This window comes from Frigoribacterium sp. VKM Ac-2859 (assembly GCF_013204925.1).
Classification (GTDB): domain Bacteria; phylum Actinomycetota; class Actinomycetes; order Actinomycetales; family Microbacteriaceae; genus Frigoribacterium.
In genome coordinates this window covers 1240142-1259132 of sequence record NZ_JABMLC010000002.1, presented here as the reverse complement: position 1 = coordinate 1259132, position 18991 = coordinate 1240142, and the positions used below count along the sequence as shown (strand labels likewise).

At 70.2% G+C, this 18991-nt stretch carries 17 protein-coding genes; 6 read left to right on the top strand and 11 right to left on the bottom strand.

What is annotated here, in order from left to right; genetic code table 11:
• Position 1: 1 nt before the first annotated feature.
• The 11 genes from rbsD to HQQ78_RS13730 all read right to left on the bottom strand — a co-directional run bounded on the left by rbsD (position 2) and on the right by HQQ78_RS13730 (position 9894).
• Complete coding sequence (gene rbsD, locus HQQ78_RS13780; RefSeq protein ID WP_173154082.1) at positions 2-385, bottom strand: D-ribose pyranase; 384 nt, start codon at positions 383-385, stop codon at positions 2-4.
• The gene (locus tag HQQ78_RS13775) at positions 382-1458 is read right to left on the bottom strand and encodes a ribokinase (RefSeq protein WP_173154079.1); all 1077 of its coding nucleotides are present in this window, start codon (positions 1456-1458) and stop codon (positions 382-384) included. The genes rbsD and HQQ78_RS13775 overlap by 4 nt, the downstream gene beginning before the upstream one ends.
• Positions 1455-2405 (bottom strand): substrate-binding domain-containing protein, encoded by a 951-nt coding sequence (locus tag HQQ78_RS13770; protein WP_043595335.1) that lies wholly within the window; start codon positions 2403-2405, stop codon positions 1455-1457. The genes HQQ78_RS13775 and HQQ78_RS13770 overlap by 4 nt, the downstream gene beginning before the upstream one ends.
• 34 nt (positions 2406-2439) lie before the next feature.
• Positions 2440-3411 carry an ABC transporter permease gene (locus tag HQQ78_RS13765; RefSeq protein WP_173154076.1) on the bottom strand — a complete coding sequence of 324 codons (972 nt, stop codon included), beginning with the start codon at positions 3409-3411 and terminating at the stop codon, positions 2440-2442.
• A gap of 31 nt (positions 3412-3442) precedes the next feature.
• The gene (locus tag HQQ78_RS13760; protein WP_173154073.1) at positions 3443-4960 is read right to left on the bottom strand and encodes a sugar ABC transporter ATP-binding protein; all 1518 of its coding nucleotides are present in this window, start codon (positions 4958-4960) and stop codon (positions 3443-3445) included.
• A gap of 3 nt (positions 4961-4963) precedes the next feature.
• Positions 4964-6019 (bottom strand): LacI family DNA-binding transcriptional regulator, encoded by a 1056-nt coding sequence (locus tag HQQ78_RS13755; RefSeq protein ID WP_173154070.1) that lies wholly within the window; start codon positions 6017-6019, stop codon positions 4964-4966.
• Positions 6020-6505: 486 nt separating this feature from the next.
• Complete coding sequence (rplI, locus tag HQQ78_RS13750) at positions 6506-6958, bottom strand: 50S ribosomal protein L9 (RefSeq protein ID WP_043595329.1); 453 nt, start codon at positions 6956-6958, stop codon at positions 6506-6508.
• A gap of 14 nt (positions 6959-6972) precedes the next feature.
• Positions 6973-7233: a 30S ribosomal protein S18 gene (gene rpsR / locus HQQ78_RS13745; protein WP_043595327.1), complete on the bottom strand. Its 261-nt coding sequence runs from the start codon at positions 7231-7233 to the stop codon at positions 6973-6975.
• Positions 7234-7284: 51 nt separating this feature from the next.
• Positions 7285-7860: a single-stranded DNA-binding protein gene (locus HQQ78_RS13740; protein ID WP_043595325.1), complete on the bottom strand. Its 576-nt coding sequence runs from the start codon at positions 7858-7860 to the stop codon at positions 7285-7287.
• Positions 7861-7864: 4 nt separating this feature from the next.
• Entirely contained in the window at positions 7865-8263 is a 399-nt protein-coding gene (rpsF, locus tag HQQ78_RS13735) for a 30S ribosomal protein S6 (protein ID WP_054145729.1), read from the bottom strand.
• Positions 8264-8454: 191 nt separating this feature from the next.
• Entirely contained in the window at positions 8455-9894 is a 1440-nt protein-coding gene (locus HQQ78_RS13730) for a CCA tRNA nucleotidyltransferase (RefSeq protein ID WP_173154067.1), read from the bottom strand.
• A 163-nt stretch (positions 9895-10057) separates the two neighbouring features.
• Here HQQ78_RS13730 and HQQ78_RS13725 point away from each other — a divergent pair, with 163 nt between their 5' ends.
• From HQQ78_RS13725 to HQQ78_RS13700, 6 genes are all read left to right on the top strand, one after another.
• A complete protein-coding gene (locus tag HQQ78_RS13725; RefSeq protein WP_173154064.1) occupies positions 10058-12286 on the top strand; it encodes a DUF6049 family protein in 2229 nt (742 codons plus the stop codon).
• Entirely contained in the window at positions 12283-13947 is a 1665-nt protein-coding gene (gene murJ / locus HQQ78_RS13720; RefSeq protein ID WP_173154061.1) for a murein biosynthesis integral membrane protein MurJ, read from the top strand. The genes HQQ78_RS13725 and murJ overlap by 4 nt, the downstream gene beginning before the upstream one ends.
• Positions 13948-14119: 172 nt before the next feature.
• On the top strand, positions 14120-15112 hold the full coding sequence (gene trxB, locus HQQ78_RS13715) for a thioredoxin-disulfide reductase (RefSeq protein ID WP_173154058.1): 993 nt from the start codon (positions 14120-14122) through the stop codon (positions 15110-15112).
• Between the two features lie 48 nt (positions 15113-15160).
• Entirely contained in the window at positions 15161-15487 is a 327-nt protein-coding gene (gene trxA, locus HQQ78_RS13710) for a thioredoxin (protein WP_043595317.1), read from the top strand.
• Positions 15488-15604: 117 nt separating this feature from the next.
• Positions 15605-16909, top strand: a complete 1305-nt coding sequence (locus HQQ78_RS13705; RefSeq protein ID WP_173154055.1) for a PLP-dependent aminotransferase family protein — start codon at positions 15605-15607, stop codon at positions 16907-16909.
• Between the two features lie 76 nt (positions 16910-16985).
• Positions 16986-17948: a D-alanine--D-alanine ligase gene (locus HQQ78_RS13700; RefSeq protein WP_056044238.1), complete on the top strand. Its 963-nt coding sequence runs from the start codon at positions 16986-16988 to the stop codon at positions 17946-17948.
• Positions 17949-18991: the final 1043 nt, after the last annotated feature.

Genomic DNA, 18991 nt, shown 5'->3' with positions numbered 1-18991 from the left:
CTCAGAAGGGGACGCCGCAGCGCAGCACGACGTTGGCGTACGGGGTCGCCTCGCCCGTCCGGACGAGGAGGCGCGCTCCACCCGACAGCCGCTTGAGCTCGTCGTGCGAGACGTAGGCGACGTCGTCGAAGCGGGACGTGATCTGCGCACCCGCGGGGGAGTCCTGGCTCTCGTCCGCGGCCGTGCAGGCCTCGAACACCACGTCGGCGGTCAGGGCGTCCAGCACGTCGGCGAAGGCCGGCAGGCCGTGGACGACGGCGAGGTCGACCACGGGGACTCCGGCAGGCAGGGGGAGTCCGCAGTCGGCGACGACCACGAGGTCGCCGTGGCCGAGTCCACTCACCGCGTGGTTCAGCTGGGCGTTGAGCAGGCCTCCGCGCTTCACGAGGTCACTCCGTCCGCTGAGTCGGCATCCGCCGACCCCTCCGTCGGGGCGGCAGCCGCCGCAGGCAGCTCGTCATCCAGCGTCGGGTACGACGCCTGCGTGCCGACGCCCGTCACCGAGAACGCCCCGACGCGCACGGCGTCCCGAGCGGCCTCGAGCAAAGACGCACCAGCGGCCAGCCCGGCGGCGAGGGCGCCGACGAAGGCGTCCCCGGCTCCGGAGGAGTCGACGGCCGCGACGCGAGGCGAGGCCACCAGCACGGTGCCCGACGCATCGGAGACGATCGCCCCGGCGGCACCGCGGGTCATGACGACCGAGGTGACTCCCTGGGCGCGCAGGGAGGCGACGACCGACTCGTCGTCGACCCGCGCCTCCTCGTCCCACGCCGAGGCAGAACCAGAACCAGCCCACGCGGCCAGCAGCAGCCGACCCTCGTGCTCGTTGACGACCAACGGATCCGCGGCCTTCACCACGTCTGCCGGCACGTCGATCACCGGGGCGAGGTTGAACACCACGCGCCCTCCGGCGTGCTGCACGGCGGCGACGATGCCGTCCACGGGGATCTCTCCCTGCAGGACGACCACCGCGGCCTCGGCCAACGCGCCCGCGTGCCCGGCGACGAACGATGCCGAGACGGCACCGTTCGCCCCGGGGACGACGACGATCGTGTTCTCGCTGTCGCCTCCGACGCTGACGATCGCCAGGCCGGTGGGCCCGGGGACGGTGTCGACGCCGCTGACGTCGACACCGCTCGAGCGGAGGTGGGGCAGGGCGTCGTCGGCCCGTCCGTCGTCGCCGACCGCGCCGATCATCACGGTGCGGGCGCCGCGACGAGCAGCCGCGACGGCTTGGTTCGCGCCCTTGCCGCCGGGGGAGAGGGTCATCGACGAGCCGATCAGCGTCTCGCCGGGCAGGGGCAGGCGGTCGACGGTCACGACCTGGTCGACGTTGATCGACCCGACCACGACGACCGTGCCGGCCGAGCCGGCCGGAACCGGACCGTCCGCGCCGACCGCACCCGCGCCTCCTGCAGTGCCGACGACGCCTGCACCGCTCACATCAGGACCACTCATTCGGTGAAGTCACCCACGTTCTCCTTCGTGACGGTGATGACCTCGACGGCCTGGTCCGAGGGGCCCTCGTCGCCGCTGCCACCGTTGACGGCCTTGACGGCCTGGTCGACCGCGAGGGCGCCGAGCTCGGCGGGCTGCTGCGCGATCGTGCTCGAGAGCGTACCGGCCTCGATGGCCTTGAGGCCGTCCTCGGTGCCGTCGAACGCTGCCACCTGGACGTCGGTGCCGGCGCGCGAGCCGAGCGCCTGGATCGCTCCGAGGCCCATCTCGTCGTTCTCGGCGAAGACGCCCACGGCGTTCGGGTGCGCCTGCAGCAGGTTCGTGGTCACGTCGAGCGCGGTGGCGCGGTCGAAGTTCGCGGTCTGCTGCGCGACGACGGTGATGTCGGGGTAGGCCGAGATGCCCTTGGTGAAGCCCTCACCGCGGTCGCGGCTGGCCGAGGTGCCCGCGACGCCCTGGAGCACGATGACCTCGCCCTTCTCGCCGATCGCCTCGGCGAGGGCCTTGGCGGCCTGCTCGCCACCGGCGACGTTGTCGCTCGCCACGAACGAGGCGACGTCGGCACCGTTCACCGCGCGGTCGACGGCGACGATGGGCACGTCGGCCTCGTTGAGCGCTTTGGCGGCAGGGCCCGCGGCGTCGCTGTCGACGGCGTTCAGGATGACGGCGTCGGCGGTCGAGGCCGCGGTCGCCAGCTGGTTGGCCTGGGTGGCCGAGTCGTTCTGGGCGTCGACGATCTCGAGGTCGACGTTCTGCTTCTTCGCCTCGGCGGTGGCGCCGTCGCGCAGCTCGACGAAGAACGGGTTGTTCAGGGTGCTGAGCGACAAGACCACCGTGGGGCGGTCCGCCTCTCCGGCGGGGGTGCGGTTGCAGCCGGCGGTGCCTGTCGCGACCAGGGCGGCGATCGCCGTGACGGTGGCGGCCTTGCGGAACGAGGTCAACTTCATCGTGTGTCCTTCGGGTTGGGTTGGGTGGAGGGATTCAGCTGCTGCGCGTCTTGCGCCGCAGCACGTCGACGCCCACGGCGAGGGCGATGACGAGGCCGATGACGACCTGCTGCCAGAACGAGGTGACGTTCAGCAGGTTGAGGCCGTTGCGGATGACGACGAGCACGAGGGCGCCGATGATGGTGCCCGAGATGCGGCCGACGCCGCCGGCCAGGCTGGCGCCGCCGATGACGACCGCGGCGATGGCGTCGAGCTCGTAGCCCGAGGCCGCCTGCGGCTGGGCCGAGTCGAGGCGTCCGGCGAGCAGCAGTCCGGCGAGGGCCGCGAACAGCCCGGCCAGGCCGAAGACGGTGACGACGATGCGCTTGACCGGCAGGCCCGAGAGGCGCGCGGCCTCGGCGTTGCCGCCGACGGCGTACATCGAGCGGCCGATGACGGTGCGGTTGAGGATGAACGACGCGACGATCGCGGCCAGCACGAGCACGATGATCGGCACGGGCACCGGGCCGATGTTGCCCCCGAGGATCGACACGGCCGGGGGAGTCGCGATCGGGCGACCGTCCGACACGACGAGGGTCAGGCCACGCGCCACGCTGAGCATGGCGAGGGTCGCGATGAACGACGGCAGCTTGCCGTACGCACTGGCGAACCCGTTGACCAGGCCGGCCACGAGGCCGGTGCCGAGCCCGAGGGCGAGCGCCAGGCCGCCGGGCAGCCCCGCCGTGGCGAAGAACCAGCCCGAGACCATCGCCGACAGCGCGGCGACCGAGCCGACCGAGAGGTCGATGCCGCCCGCGACGATGACGAAGGTCATGCCGAACGCCAGCACGGCGACGGTCGACACCTGGATGCCGATGTTGAGCAGGTTGCGCCCGGTCAGGAAGTCCGGCGTCGCGATGAAGAGGGCCAGGCACAGCACGACGAGCCCGACGAGGGCTCCGTTGGCGGCCAGGAAGGTCTTGATGTCGAAGGAGCGTCGCTGCGCCTTCACGGTGGTGGTGGTCATGGGTGTCGTCCTCGGGTCCGTGCTTCTCGGGTCAGTTCGTCGGGGGGACGTCGCGTGCCGCGAGCGTCATCAGGGTGTCCTGGGTGGCGTCGGCCGCGGCGACCTCGCCGGCGACGACTCCGTCGCGCATCACGAGGATGCGGTCGCTCATGCCCATCACCTCGGGCAGTTCGCTGCTGACCATCACGACCGCGCCTCCTGCGTCGGTGATGCGGTTCACCAGCTCGTAGATCTCGACCTTCGCGCCGACGTCGACGCCGCGGGTCGGCTCGTCGAGCAGCAGCACCGTCGAGCCGGCGATGATCCAGCGGCCGAACACGGCCTTCTGCTGGTTGCCGCCCGACAGCGAGCCGATCTCCTGGTCGATGTCGCGCATGCGGATCCGCAGGGTCGAGGCGACCTCGTCGGCCTTCGCACGCTGGCCGGCGAAGTCGACCAGGCCGCCCTTCGCGCTGCTGGCGAGCGTCGCGTAGCCGAGGTTGTCGTTGACGGAGGCGCCCAGCACGAGCCCCTGCGCCTTCCTGTCCTCGGGAACGTGGCCGACGCCGGCGGCGATGGCCCCGGCCACGTCGCCCTTCTTGAGGCGCTTGCCGCGCACGGTCACGCTGCCCGAGGCGTACTTGTCGACCCCGGCGATCGCGCGGACGACCTCGGTGCGACCGGCGCCGACGAGCCCGGCGATGCCGAGCACCTCGCCCGCCCGCACGTCGAACGAGACGTCGCGGAAGACCGACCCCGTCAGACCCCGCACCTCGAGCACGACGGGGGAGTCGCCCTCGCTGCCGGGCGTGCGCGGGTACTGGTGCTCGATGTCGCGGCCGACCATCAGGCGGACGAGTTCGTCCTCGCCGGTCGACGCGGGCACCTCCGCGACGAACGCGCCGTCGCGCAGCACGGCCACGGTGTCGCCGATCTCGGCGATCTCGTCGAGGTGGTGGCTGATGAACAGCATGCCGACGCCGCGGGCGCGCAGCTGCTCGACGACGCGGAAGAGGATCTCGGTCTCGTGCCGGGTCAGCGCCGCGGTCGGCTCGTCGAGGATCAGGATGCGCGCGTCGATGCTCAACGCCTTCGCGATCTCGACCAGCTGCTGACGGGCGATGCCGAGCTCGCCGACCTTCTGGTCGACGTCGACGTCGAGCCCGATCAGGTCGAGGGCCGCACGGGCCCGCTTCTTGAGCTCCTTGCGGTCGACCAGGCCGAACCGCGTCGGGAACCGCCCCATCATCACGTTCTCGGCGACGCTGAGCGACGCGACGAGGTTGAGCTCTTGGTGGATCGTCGCGATGCCGAGCTTCTCGGCGGCGTGCGTGTTCGGCAGGTGGACGGCCTCGCCGTCGACCAGCACGCGGCCGGCGTCGGGCTGGTACACGCCCGACATCATCTTGATCAGGGTGGACTTGCCGGCGCCGTTCTCACCGAGCAGCACCTGCACGCGGCCGGGCCGGACGTGCACGGTGACGTCGTCGATGACCCGCACGGGGCCGAACGACTTGCTGACGTTCTCGAGCGTGAGCAGGGGGCGATCGTCGTCGATCGAATGGGGCATGGGTCAGTTCCTGCCGAGGGGTCGGGGTGGGGTGGGGTCGGTCGGTTCCGTGGGGGACGAGGAGGCGCGGGTCGTCGACTCGCGGACGATCAGTTCGCTGGGCAGCACGACCGAGTCGGGCGTGCGCCCGTCGATGACCTCGTGCAGCAGCTGGACGGCGATGCGGCCCATCTCCTCGACGCTGTGCGCGATGACGGTGAGGGCCGGGTCGAGCAGCGAGAACCACTCGATGTCGTCGAACGCGACGACCGAGACGTCGGTGCCCATGCGCATGCCGAGCCTGTTCAGCATGGCGATGGCGCCGACGGCCATGAGGCTGTCGGCCGCGAGCAGGGCGGTCGGCGGCTCGTCGAGCTCGAACAGGGCGTGCACGGCGGCCGAGCCACTGGCGGACTGGAAGTCGCCGACGTAGACCAGGTCGGGATCGGTGCTGAGGCCGAGTTCGGCGGCGGCCGCGGTCCAGGCCTCGAGTCGCTCGCGCCCGGTCGAGACGCTCTGCGGGCCTGCGACGTACCCGACGCGCTCGTGACCGAGGTCGACCAGGTGCTGCACGGCGGCCCGGATGCCGGGGACGCTGTCGGTCGTCACGCTCGGCACGTCGACGCCGGGGATCGTGCGGTCGACGAACACCGTCGGCACCTCACGGGCGAGCAGCGAGTCGATGCTGGCGGAGTCGGTGCCCTGCGGGGCGACGATGACGCCGTCGACGCGGCGTGAGATGAGGGTGTCGAGGTAGCGGTCCTGCTGCTCGCGGTTCTCGTTGGCGTTGCCGAGGAGGGTGACGTAGCCGAGTTCGAGCAGCGACTGCTCGATGGTGTGGGCGAGGTCGGCGAAGAACGGGTTGCGGACGTCGGACACGAGCAGGCCGACCGTGTCGGAGCGGGTCGAGCGCAGCGCACGGGCCTGGGCGTTCGGCCGGAAGTCGAGCTCGCGCACGGCCCGTTCGACCTGGGCCCGGGACTCGGCAGAGGTGGCCGGGTTGCCCGACAGCACGCGCGAGGCCGTCGCCGCCGAGACACCGGCGCGCTGCGCCACGTCCCTGATCGTCACGGTGTTCATCGGGCTCTACCTCGTCGTAGTGGTGCGGGTCGCAGGGTGTCCGCCCGGCGTGGAATCGATTCCATGGAACCGATTCCACGACAGTAGACGAGCCGCCCCCTCCTGTCAACGCGAGCTGCCGCCGCCTCGTGATGCCTGCCGCTGCACCCGGTTTCGAGTCGAACACCCGGTTGCAACCGGGTGCATCGTTCGAAACCGGGTGCGTCGCGACACAGGATGCCCCCGAGGAGGCGCGGTGCCCACCCCAGCCGCCCCGCGCCTCCTCGTCCCCCCGCTCTCCCGGCCCGGCCCACCCCCTCCCGGCGAGCCCATGAACCCCGTTCACGAAGACGAACCACGGTGCACCGGGGTTCATCTTCGGAAACGGGGTTCATCGCGCCCCCCGGCCGAGGCCCGCACGCCCGTACCCCCGGGCACGCAGAAGAGCGGCGGCCCCCCGAGGGGGACCGCCGCTCTCGCGCCAGCAGGCGCCGAGGCGCCGGGGTGCTACTTGGCCGAGACGACCGTCAGCGTGATCGTCGCGATGACGTCCTCGCGCAGGCGGAGGGTGGCTTCGTGCTCACCCGTCACCTTGATGGTCGTGGGGATCTCGACCTTGCGCTTGTCGATCGTCGCGACGCCCTGGGCGGTGACCGCGTCGGCGACGTCGGCCGGGCGGACCGAGCCGAACAGACGGCCGTCGGCACCGGTCTTCACCGTGAGACGGATCTTCTGGGCCTCGAGGCGCTGCTTGAGGTCGTGGGCCTCTTCGATCGTCTTGAGCTCGCGGGTCTCGCGGGCCGTGCGGATCTGAGCGACCTGCTTCTCGCCACCGCGGCTCCACGCCACGGCGAAGCCCTGGGGGACCAGGTAGTTGCGGGCGTAGCCGTTCTTGACGTCGACGACGTCACCGGCGGAACCGAGGCCGGAGACCTCGTGGGTCAGGATTACCTTCGACATGGTGGTCCTTCCGATCAGCGGCCGGAGCCGGCGTAGGGGAGGAGCGCCATCTCACGGGCGTTCTTCACGGCACGGGCGATGAGGCGCTGCTCCTGGACGGAGACGCCGGTGATGCGACGGGCGCGGATCTTTCCACGCTCCGAGATGAACTTGCGCAGGGTCGCGACGTCTTTGTAGTCGATGACACCGACGCGGATCGACTTCGCGGGCGCGGCGTTCTTGCCGCCCTTACCGCGGAGGGGCTTGCGGCGGTCGCCGCTGCTCTTTCCAGCCATTGGTTTCTACTTTCGATGAATGAAGAAGTACTAAAAGGGGAACGGCGAGGCCTAGAAGGGCGTCTCGTCGTTGTAGGTGCCGTTGCCACCGGGGGTGTTCCACACGTCGCCGCCAGAGGTGTTGCCACCCTGCTGGCCGCCGGCGGGCTGACCCCACGGCTCTTGCGCCTGACCGCCGCCGACCTGGGCCGGCTGGCCACCACGGTTGCCACCGCCGTTGCCGCCCCCGAAGGAGCCGCCACCGGCAGCGCCGTCGCGGGAGGACGCAGCGCGCGTCACCTGAGCGGTCGCGTAACGCAGCGAGGGGCCGATCTCGTCGATCTCGAGCTCCATGCTGGTGCGCTTCTCGCCCTCTTTGGTCTCGTACGAGCGCTGCTTGAGTCGGCCCTGAGCGATGACCCGGCTGCCCTTGGTGAGGCTGCTGGCCACGTGCTCGCCGAACTCGCGCCACACGCTGGCACGGAGGAAGAGCGCCTCGCCGTCCTTCCACTCGTTCGACGCGCGGTCGAACGTGCGGGGGGTCGACGCGATGGTGAAGTTCGCGACCGCGAGCCCGTTCTGCGTGTACCGCAGCTCGGGGTCACTGGTGAGGTTCCCCACCACTGTGATGACGGTCTCGCCAGCCATCGGACTACTCGGCAGCCTTCTCGGCGGCGGGAGCAGCCGGGGCGGCAGCGGCGTTGGCGGCCTTGCGGGCGGCCTTCTCGTCGCTGACCTTCTTGGCGGCGGCGACCATGGCGATCGCCTCTTCGGCACGCAGGACCTTGGTGCGCAGCACGGCCTCGGAGAGACCCAGCTGGCGGTCGAGCTCGACCGTGGCGGCCGAGTTCGAGGTCAGGTTGACGACGGCGTAGATGCCCTCGGTCTTCTTGTTGATCTCGTAGGCCAGGCGACGACGTCCCCAGATGTCCACGTTGTCGATCGTTCCGCCATCGTTGCGGATGACGTTGAGGAACTTGTCCAAGCTCGGGGCGACGGTGCGCTCATCGATCTCGGGGTCCAGGATGACCATCAGTTCGTACTGGTGCATGACTAACCCACCTCCTTCGGACTTAACGGTCACAGACGGTCTGTGACAGGAGGGTGTTCATGACGTGGCGCCGCCGTGAGGCAGACGCAACCTTCCCAGCTTAGCCGAGCGCGCCTCCTGAATCAATGCCGGGGCGGCGGTCGCCGGCCCCCGAGGGCCGAGGAGGCGCGGGTCGACACCCGTCGGGCTGGTTACGCCCCAGCGCTCTCGCGTGCGCTCCACCAGGCCAGCAGGCGCTCGGTGGCGACCTCGGCCCCCAGCGGCCCCTCTTCGGTCCGCAGCTCGAGGAGGAAGCGGTAGGCCTCGCCGACCTCGCGGCTCGGGCCGATGCCGAGCACGCGTTGGATGTCGTCGCCGTCGAGGTCGGGCCGCAGCGAGTCGATCTCTTCACGCTCTCGCAGCTCGGCGATCCGCGCCTCGAGGTCGTCGTAGGCGAAGCCGAGCCGGTCGGCCTTGCGGCGGTTGCGCGTGGTCACGTCGGCTCGGGTGAGCATGTGCAACCGCTCGAGCTGGTCACCGGCGTCGCGGACGTACCGGCGCACGGCCGAGTCGGTCCAGGCGCCCTCGGTGTAGCCGAAGAAGCGGAGGTGCAGCTCGATCAGCCGGGACACGGCGCCGATGGTGTCGTTGTCGAAGCGCAGCGTCTTCAACCGCTTCTTGGCGAGCTTGGCGCCGACGACGTCGTGGTGGTGGAAGGTGACGACGCCGCCCGGCTCGAGGCGCCGCGTGGCGGGCTTGCCGCAGTCGTGCAGCAGGGCCGCCAGGCGCAGCGTGAGGTCGGGTGCCTCGCCCGGGTGCCGCTCGCGCTCGTAGCCGATGGCCTGGTCGAGCACGGTGAGGCTGTGCTCGTACACGTCCTTGTGGTGGTGGTGCTCGTCGACCTCGAGGCGCATGGCCGCGAGCTCGGGCACGACATGGTCGGCGAGCCCGGTGTCGACCAACAGCCGGACACCGTCTCGGGGGGTTTCGGTCTTGAGCAGCTTCGACAGCTCGTCGGCGACCCGCTCGACCGAGACGATCGAGAGGGTCTCGGCCCGGGCGGTCATCGCCTCGCGCACCTCGTCCGACACCGTGAAGCCGAGCTGCGCCGTGAACCGGGCGGCCCGCATCATGCGCAGGGGGTCGTCGCGGAACGAGTCGACCGCGGTGCCCGGGGTGGCGAGCCGCGCCTCCAGCAGGTCGTCGACACCGCCGGACGGGTCGACGAGCACGCGCTGGGGCAGACGCAACGCCATCGAGTTGACCGTGAAGTCGCGACGGACCAGGTCGCCCTCGAGGGTGTCGCCGAACTCGACGACGGGCTTGCGGGTCTCGCCGTCGTAGACGTCGCTGCGGTACGTGGTGATCTCGACGGTCTCGCCGTCGACGCGGGCGGCGATCGTGCCGAACGCGCGGCCGACGTCCCAGTGCGCCTCGGCGAGGGGGACGACGATCGCCAGGATCTCGTCGGGGTCGGCGTCGGTCGTGAAGTCGAGGTCGTTGACCGGGCGGCCGATGAAGGCGTCGCGCACCGGACCGCCGACGAGGGCGAGCTCGTGACCGGCCGCGGCGAACGCGGCGGCGAGCTTCTCGATGCGGGGGGTGGCGGCCAGATCGTCCAGTCGCTGCAGGGCCCGTGCGACGCTGTCCATGACGAAACAGCTTGCCACAGCCGAGGAGGCGCGGGCTGAGTCCCCGACGGCGCCTCGCGACCCCGTCGTCCCCCTCGCAGGCGCTTCGCCGCTGCTTCTTGGTCGGCGTTGCCTAGACTCGGCATGCTCGAACGGCCCCTGTCGCCGTCGACACCTGACGCCTATGAGACTCTTCTTCGCCGTGATCGCCGCCCTGTTGGCGGTGTTCGTCGTGTCGGCGGGACTGCCGGCCACGGCGGCACGAGCGGCGTCCGCCCCTGCGGGCGACGGCGTCACGATGACCGTCGAGCCGGCCTCCGACGGCGTGCTGCGACCCGACGACGACCTCACCCTCGGGGTCACCGTGACGAACGACGGCGACAGCGACCTCGCGGCGACGAAGGCCCGGATCTACCTCGACCGCGAACCGTTCACCACGCGGTCCAAGCTCGCCTCCTGGCTCGATCCCGACGACGTCTCGGGTGACGACTACCTGGGGCGCCAGCTCGTCCAGGTCGACGTGCCGGCGGTCTCCGCCGGGTCGTCCGTGGCGCTCGACACCGTCGTGGTGCCCGCCGACCGCCTCTCCCTGACCGGCCGCGCCTTCGGGGCACGCGCGCTCGGGGCCCGCGTGCTCGACGCCTCGGGCAGCCAGGTGGCGCAGACCCGCAGCAGCGTGGTCTGGTACCCCGCCGACAGCTTCCAGCCGACCCGCGTCGCGGTCGCCGTGCCGATCACGACGCCCGAGAGCGAGACCGGCGTCCTCGACGCCTCCGCCCTCGCCGCCTACACCTCCGACGGCGGGGTGCTGCGACGCGAGCTCGACGCCGTGTCGGGCACGGGCGCGACCCTCGGCGTCGACCCGATGATCGTCGCGTCGATCCGCCTGCTCGGCACCGAGGCCCCGCAGTCCGCCGTCGACTGGCTCGCCGAACTGCAGGCCCTGCCGAACGACATGTTCCCCCTGGCCTACGCCGACGCCGACGTCGCGGGGCTGCGTCAGGCCGGCGCCACGTCCGTCCCGGCCGTGACCTCGCTCGACACCCTGGTCGACCCCGCCCGGTTCGAGGGCATGCCGGCAGCGACCGAAACGCCCACCGAGGCCCCGAGCCGGGGCACGGACGACGGCTCGGGCACGGGCGTCGCCGGGTCCGACCCCTCGGCCCTGCCGAGCGACGGGTCCACCGCCGAGCCGACCGCCGAGCCCACGCCCGGCGACGGCGTGGTGCTGCCGACCACCGCTCAACTGCTCGACTTCCCGTGGACCCAGCGCGACGTCGTCTGGCCGCGGGAGTCGTCCGTCGTGTCCGCCGACCTCACGACGTTCGCCGACGGGCCGTACACGTCGACCATCGTCTCCAGCGGCAACGTGGACGTCGACGGCGACTCGACCGAGAACGCCGCGGTCACGGTCGGTGGCGTCCCGGCCGTCGTCTCGGACGACCCCTTGTCGACGCTGGTCACCCAGGCGGCCGAGGCGACCTCCCTCGCCGAGTGGCAGTCCACGATGGCCCGGCTGTCCGCCACCGTCGCCACCGTCGCCTACGAGCGACCGAGCGACGCCCGCACCCTCCTGACGACGCTCGAGCGGGAGTGGCCGTCGACCGGCCAGTTCCTCACCCGCACCCTCCAGGCCGTCGACGGCCTGCCCTGGGTCAGCGGCGCGACCCTGACCGACGCGTTGGCGAGCACCCCTTCGACGGCGACCGTCGTCGACAGCCCCGAGAGCGACGCCCGACTCGACCAGTTGAGCGAACTCGTCTCCGCCGACCAGAAGGTCGTCGACTTCTCGACGGCTCTCACCGAACCGCAGTTCGTCACCGAGACGGCCCGGCTGCGGACGATGGCCCTGGCGTCGCACGCTTGGCGCGACAACGTCGACGGGTTCCCCGCCGAGGTCGCCTCCGCCGTGGCCGACGCGACGGCGACGTCGGGTCTCGTGGCGGTGGTCCAGGGCTCGCCCATCGCCATCCTCGGGGACCGCTCGGCCCTGCCCCTCTACCTCGAGAACCGGACCGACTCCGTCGCGACGGTCATGCTGAACCTGACGCCGTCGAACTCCATCCTCTCGATCGAGCGCAGCCCCATCGAGGTGACGATCCAACCGCAGTCCCAGAGCCGGGTCAGCGTTCCCGTGCAGTCCGTCGCCAACGGCACGGTGTCCGTGCAGCTGCAGCTGGTCAGCCTCTCGGGCGTGGCGATCGCGACCCCGGTCGACGTCCCGCTCTCGGTCCAGGCCGGGTGGGAGACCGCCATCACCTGGATCTTCGGCGTCGCCTTCGCCGCACTCTTCCTCGGCGGCCTGTACCGCACCTTCCGCAAGCGCCGCAGGGCGCGCGACGAGGCCCGGTCCTCCGGCGACGGCCCGTCACCCGATGCGGCCGTCTCGCCGCCCGTCCAGGAGTCCATGTGAGCAACCAGGGCGGTCTCGGTCGCGCCAGCATCCTCCTCGCGTCCGGGACGATGGTCTCGCGCGTCCTCGGCTTCGTGAAGGCGGCCGTGCTGGCCGCGGCGATCGGGCAGTCGGCGAGCCGGGCGGCGGACTCGTTCGCCCTCGCGAACCAGCTCCCGAACAACATCTACGCGCTGATCGCGGGCGGCCTCCTCAGCGCCGTCCTCGTGCCCCAGATCGTGCGGGCGGCGACGTCCGACGACGGGGGCCAGCGGTTCATCAACAAGATCGTGACCCTCGGCACGATCGTCTTCGCGGCCGTCGGCCTGGCCGGCACGCTGCTCGCCCCCGTGCTCGTCCGCCTGTACGCGCAGCAGAGCTCGGACGGCGGGGCGGGGTTCACCTCGGACCAACTCGCCCTCGCGACGGCCTTCGCGTACTGGTGCCTGCCGCAGATCTTCTTCTACGCCATGTACTCGTTGCTGAGCGAGGTGCTCAACGCCCGGCAGGTGTTCGGGCCCTTCACCTGGGCTCCCGTGCTCAACAACGTCGTGGCCATCGCCGGCCTGGTCGTCTTCATCGTGATGTTCGGCGGTGCCGTCGAGAACTCCGCGGTCGACGTCTGGACCGGCGACCGGATCTTCGTCATCGCGGCCACGGCCACCCTCGGCGTCCTGGCCCAGGCGGCGTTCCTGTTGCTCTTCTGGCGCCGCGCTGGTCTGACCTTCCGCCCCGACTTCCGCTGGCGCGGCGTCGGCCTCGGAGCCACCGGCAAGGCCGCCGGCTGGCTGTTCGGCATGGTCCTCGTCACCCAGCTGGCCGGGCTGGTGCAGAGCCGCGTCGCCACCCTGGGAAGCGAGGTGGGGGCGTCGAACGCGGTCCTCGCGAACGCCTGGCTGCTCTTCATGCTGCCGCACGGCATCATCGCCGTGTCGATCGGCACCGCCTACTTCACGCGCATGAGCGGCCACGCCTCGCGTGGCGACCTGCGGGCCGTCCGCACCGACATGTCGCAGTCCCTCCGCGCCATCGGCATGTTCATGGTGTTCGCCGCCGTCGCCATGTGCGTCGTGGCCTACCCGTTCGCGCGGTTCTTCGAGGTCGACTTCGCCGGGTCGACCCGCACCGCCGAGGTCATCCTCGGCTACATGCCCGGCCTCGTCCTGTTCAGCGTCCTGTTCATCGTGCAGCGGGTGTTCTACTCGATGCACGACCAGCGCACGCCGTTCTTCCTGCAGCTCGTCCAGTCGGGCATCTTCGTCGCGGGCGTCGCGATCTCGGCCGCCGTGGTGCCGCCCGAGCGCATCGCGATGGCGATCGCCATCACCACCTCGATCGCGGGCTCGAGCCAGGCCGTGGTCGCGCTCGTCGTCGTCAAGAAACGGCTGGGCGGCATCGACGGCCGCTGGGTGCTGCGCCGCTACGTCCAGTTCTTCGTCTTCTCGCTCGTCGCCGGTGCCGTGGGCCTCGTCGTCGTGACCGTCCTGGGTGGTTTCGCCGCCGACGGGTTCGCGCAGTCCGGTCGCGTGCCGGGCGTGCTGACGGTCGTCGTGGCCGGGGCCGTCATGGGGCTGGTCTACGGCGCCCTGCTCTGGTTCGCCCGCATCCCCGAGCTGCGGGTGCTGACCACGCCGGTGACCGCACGTGTCGCGCCCGCCGTCTCGCGCCTCCTGCGCCGCTGACCCGTCACGGCGGCCGCCGCGGCCGCCACGGCCCCGCGGCCGCTGCCAGGCCCGCGGGAATGCCCCGTCGGTAGGATGCGTTCCACCAGACGATCGAGGGATCCGACCGCACGAGCCATCGCTCGCGGGTCGTCTTCCCGCTCGTGAAGTTCTCCCCCCCAGGAAGGTGCCCATGCGCCAGGTCATCATCATCGGTTCCGGCCCCGCCGGCTACACGGCCGGCATCTACGCCGCCCGGGCCGGTCTGCGCCCCCTCATCGTCGCGAGCTCGGTCGAGGCCGGCGGCGAGCTCATGAAGACCACCGAGGTCGAGAACTTCCCCGGATTCCCCGACGGCATCCAGGGCCCCGAGCTCATGTTCAAGATGCAGGAGCAGGCCGAGAAGTTCGGCGCCGAGGTGCTGCTCGACGACGTGACCGCCGTCGACCTGACCGGTGACGTCAAGAAGGTCACGCTCGGCAACGGCACCGTCGAGGAGAGCCTCACGGTGATCTTCGCCACGGGCAGCGCGTACCGGAAGCTCGGCCTCGCCGACGAAGAGCGCCTGAGCGGACGCGGCGTCAGCTGGTGCGCCACCTGCGACGGCTTCTTCTTCAAGGAGAAGGCGATCGCCGTCGTCGGCGGCGGCGACTCCGCGATGGAGGAAGCGACGTTCCTGACCCGCTTCGCCTCGAAGGTCTACGTCATCCACCGCTCGAGCAGCCTGCGCGCGTCGAAGATCATGCAAGACCGAGCTCACGCCAACGACAAGATCGAGTTCCTCTTCGACAAGCAGGTCACGGCCATCCTCGGTGGCGAGAAGGCCACCGGCGTCACCCTGACCGACACGGTCGACGGCAGCACGACCGACCTCGACCTCGACGGCCTCTTCATCGCCATCGGCAACGACCCGCGCGTGCACCTCATCCACGGCCAGGTCGACCTGACCTCGGACGGCACGATCGCCGTCCAGGGGCGCAGCTCGAAGACCAACCTGACCGGCGTCTTCGCCGCGGGTGACGTCATCGACGCCACCTACCGGCAGGCGGCCACCGCCGCGGCCTCGGGCACCGTCGCCGCGCTCGACGTCGAGCACTACCTGGCCTCGCTCGACCAGACCTTCCTGGCCGAGCAGACCGTCGGGTCGGCCGAGGGCGTCGAGACGTCCGAGTCCGTGGTCGCCTGACCCGCGCCTCCTGAAGCCAACCCAGATCACCCTGACGAAAGGAACACCATGAGCAGCGCCAAAGCAGTGACCGACGCGTCCTTCGAGGCCGACGTCCTCAACTCCGACAAGACGATCCTCGTCGACTTCTGGGCCGAGTGGTGCGGCCCGTGCCGCGCCGTCTCGCCGATCCTCGACCAGATCGCCGCCGAGCACGGCGACAAGATCGAGATCGTCAAGCTCAACGTCGACGACAACCCCCAGACCGCCATGAAGTACCAGATCACCTCGATCCCGGCCATGAAGGTCTACCGCGGTGGCGAGGTCGTCAAGACCGTCATCGGCGCCAAGCCCAAGCCGGCCCTCGAGGCCGACCTGGCGGAGTTCATCGCGTAGTCGACACCGGCACCACGACGAGAGCCCGCCCAGCACACGCTGGGCGGGCTCTCGTCGTCCCCGGTCGGGACGGGCATAGTCTTGACCGATTCACCCTCTGACAGAACAGGGACACCGATGAGCGACAAGGGCACCAACCTCGACCCGTGGTACGACTCGTACGCCGACCGTACGGCTGGCCTCAGCGCCTCCGAGGTCCGAGCCCTGTTCGCCGTCGCCTCGCGCCCCGAGGTCGTCTCGCTGGCCGGCGGCATGCCCTACGTCTCCGCCCTGCCCCGAGAACTCGTCACGGGGGCCATCGACCGCGTCATGGCCGACGGGGGAGCGATGGCCATGCAGTACGGCAGCGGCCAGGGCACCCCGGCCATCCGTGAGCACATCATGCAGATCATGGCGATGGAGGGCATCCGCGGCAGCGCCGACGACGTCGTCGTCACCACGGGCTCGCAGCAGGCCCTCGACCTCGTCACCCGCCTCTTCGTGAACCCGGGCGACGTCGTGCTCGCCGAGTCGCCGAGCTACGTGGGCGCCCTGGGGGTCTTCAAGGCGTACCAGGCCGACGTCGTGCACGTCCCGATGGACGAGCACGGGCTCGTGCCCGAGGCCCTGCGAGAGGCCATCGCGGCCGTCACCGCTCGTGGGGGTCGCATCAAGTTCCTCTACACGATCCCGAACTTCCACAACCCGGCCGGTGTCACCCTCACGTGGGCCCGACGCGTCGAGATCCTCGAGATCTGCCGCTCGGCCGGCATCCTCGTCCTCGAGGACAACCCCTACGGGCTGCTCTACTTCGACCAGCCGGCGCCCCAGGCGATGCGCTCGATCGACGACGAAGGCGTCATCTACCTCGGGTCGTTCTCGAAGACGCTGGCACCCGGCTTCCGGGTGGGTTGGGCACTCGCCCCGCACGCCATCCGCGAGAAGCTCATCCTCGCCAACGAGTCCGCCACGCTCTCGCCGAACTCCTTCGGGCAGTTCGTCATCACCGAGTACCTCGACCAGGCCGACTGGCGTGGGCAGATCGAGACCTTCCGTGGCCTGTACCGCGAACGGCGTGACGCGATGATCTCCGCGCTGGGGGAGTACCTGCCGTCGCTCACGTGGAACGTCCCCGACGGCGGCTTCTTCGTCTGGGTCGGACTCCCGGCCGAACTCGACTCGAAGGCCATGCTGCCCCGGGCGGTGAAGGAACTCGTGGCCTACACCCCCGGTACGGCGTTCTTCGCCGACGGCGACGGGCGTCAGAACATTCGCCTGTCGTTCTGCTACCCGACGCCCGAGTCCATCCGCACCGGTGTCGCGCGCCTGGCGAGCGTCGTCAACGGAGAACTCGACCTGCTGCGCACGTTCTCGACAGCGAGCCTGTCGAACCGCACCGCGCGCCCGCAGAGCGTCGTGGTGCCGCCGCCGAACACCATCTGACCAGCAGTTTCATCGTCTCGTAGCCGTACGGACCACGAGACGGTCCTGCGTCGTGACACGAAGAAGAGGTTTCACCATGGCATCGAGCGAACTGCGTACCGTCACCGTCCTCGCCGGCGGCATCTCGCACGAACGTGACGTCTCCCTCCGATCGGGGAGGCGCGTGGTCGACAGCCTCGTCACCCACGGCATCGAGGTCGAACTCCGCGATCCGGACGCCTCGTTGCTCGGACACCTCACCGCGTCGCGTCCCGACGTCGTGTGGCCGGCCCTGCACGGAGCGAGTGGTGAGGACGGCGCCCTCCGCGGACTGCTCGAGGCGCTCGACGTGCCGTTCGTCGGCAGCACGGCGGCGGCCGCGCGACTGGCCTGGGACAAGCCGACCGCGAAGGAGCTCGCACGTCGCGCCGGTGTGTCCACACCGCGCGGCATCACGCTGTCCCACGACGCCTTCCGCGAGCTCGGCGCCGTCGGGGTGTTGGAGGCGATCGCCGACGAACACCCGGTGCCCGTCGTCGTGAAGCCCGCACGGGGTGGCTCGGCCCAGGGCGTCACGGTCGTCGACGACATCGGGGCTTTGCCCAGGGCCATGGTCGACGCGTACACGTACTGCGACGACGTCATCGTCGAACAGAAGATCACGGGCACCGAGATCGCCGTCGGGGTCATCGACACCGGTGACGGACCCCTCGCCCTGCCTGCCGTGGAGATCGTTCCTCGCCAGGGGTTCTACGGCTTCGAGGCGCGCTACAACGCGGGGGAGACGACGTTCTTCACGCCCGCACGGATCGACGCCGTCGCGTCGGAGTCGGCGGCGCGGGCTGCCGTGGCCGTCCACGAGGCCCTCGGGCTGCGCCACTTGTCGAGGGTGGACCTGATCGTGGATGCCGCAGGGACCCCGTGGTTCCTGGAGGTCAACGTCCTGCCCGGACTGACCGAGACGTCGCTCGTCCCGATGGCCCTGGAGTCCGCAGGCTACGAACTGGGCATGTTCTACGCCGCTCTGGCTGAGAAGGCCGTCACCGACCATCTCCGCTGACGACACGTGGTCGACGTTTCACGTGAAACGTCGGGCGGCCGGCGGGGTACTGCAAGCCCATGGTCGATCTTCTGGGCATACAGGTGCACTGAATGGACGCATCCAGGATCGTCGACGATCTCGGCGCCTTCGTTGTCGTCCACCCGTGGACTTGACACAGAAATAGCCCGTGAGATCGACGTTTACGGGAGCTCGACGTCTCCCTAGAAGCTACGACGAATCATCTTACGTCGAGTCTGATGAACCTCTCGATGGTCATCATGCCCGAGTTGGATCCACGCTGCCGACGAAATGCGGCCGCTGCGAGTACCGCCTGCCAGGCACACAGCCATGCACCGGAGTCTCCATGTCGGACCGTTCAGGGGTCATGTAGCATCTCCGCCCACCCTGACCCATCTTCATGAGCCCCCTTTGCTTCGCTACATGACCAGAACGCGGAGCCGCCGTCGGTAACGCGTCTCATCCCCTGCACTGATCCCGTGCTGGGTCCGTGCCTGCGTCTGCACGGCGTCTCTATCTACACCCGTGCCTGCACTTGCATCTGTCCATCCGCAAGAGCCTTCGCCCCCGCGTCAGTCCCTTCGCCCCCCCTGGCAGTTATGCAACCACCTGCGTCTACACCCCGGCGTACCCCTGCCATCGCACTGCACCTGCCGTGCGCGTGCGCCTGCAGTTTGCGCCGGCGACTGCACCGTCCGCCCTGCACCTGCCGTGCTCGTGCGCCTGCAGTTTGCGCCGACGACTGCACCCTCCGCCCTGCACCTGCGCGCGTCAAACGCCTGCACGCGCACCTGCACCTGCACCTGCCCAACACCGCAAGCTTCTGCCGCCGCTAAGAAGACACCCGATCACGGCCGAAATCAGCACCGTGCCACTCCAGCAAGAACCTGCCTGCCGTTACCGCCACAAGGAAGCTCACCAACACCATCTGGGCGAGACCACTGTCAGATTCCCGCGTCGGGGGAGTGCTGCGGGAATACAGGCATCACTGTTTCACGTGAAACACCCCACCTCAATGCCCTCACATGACGTTCCTGTCCACC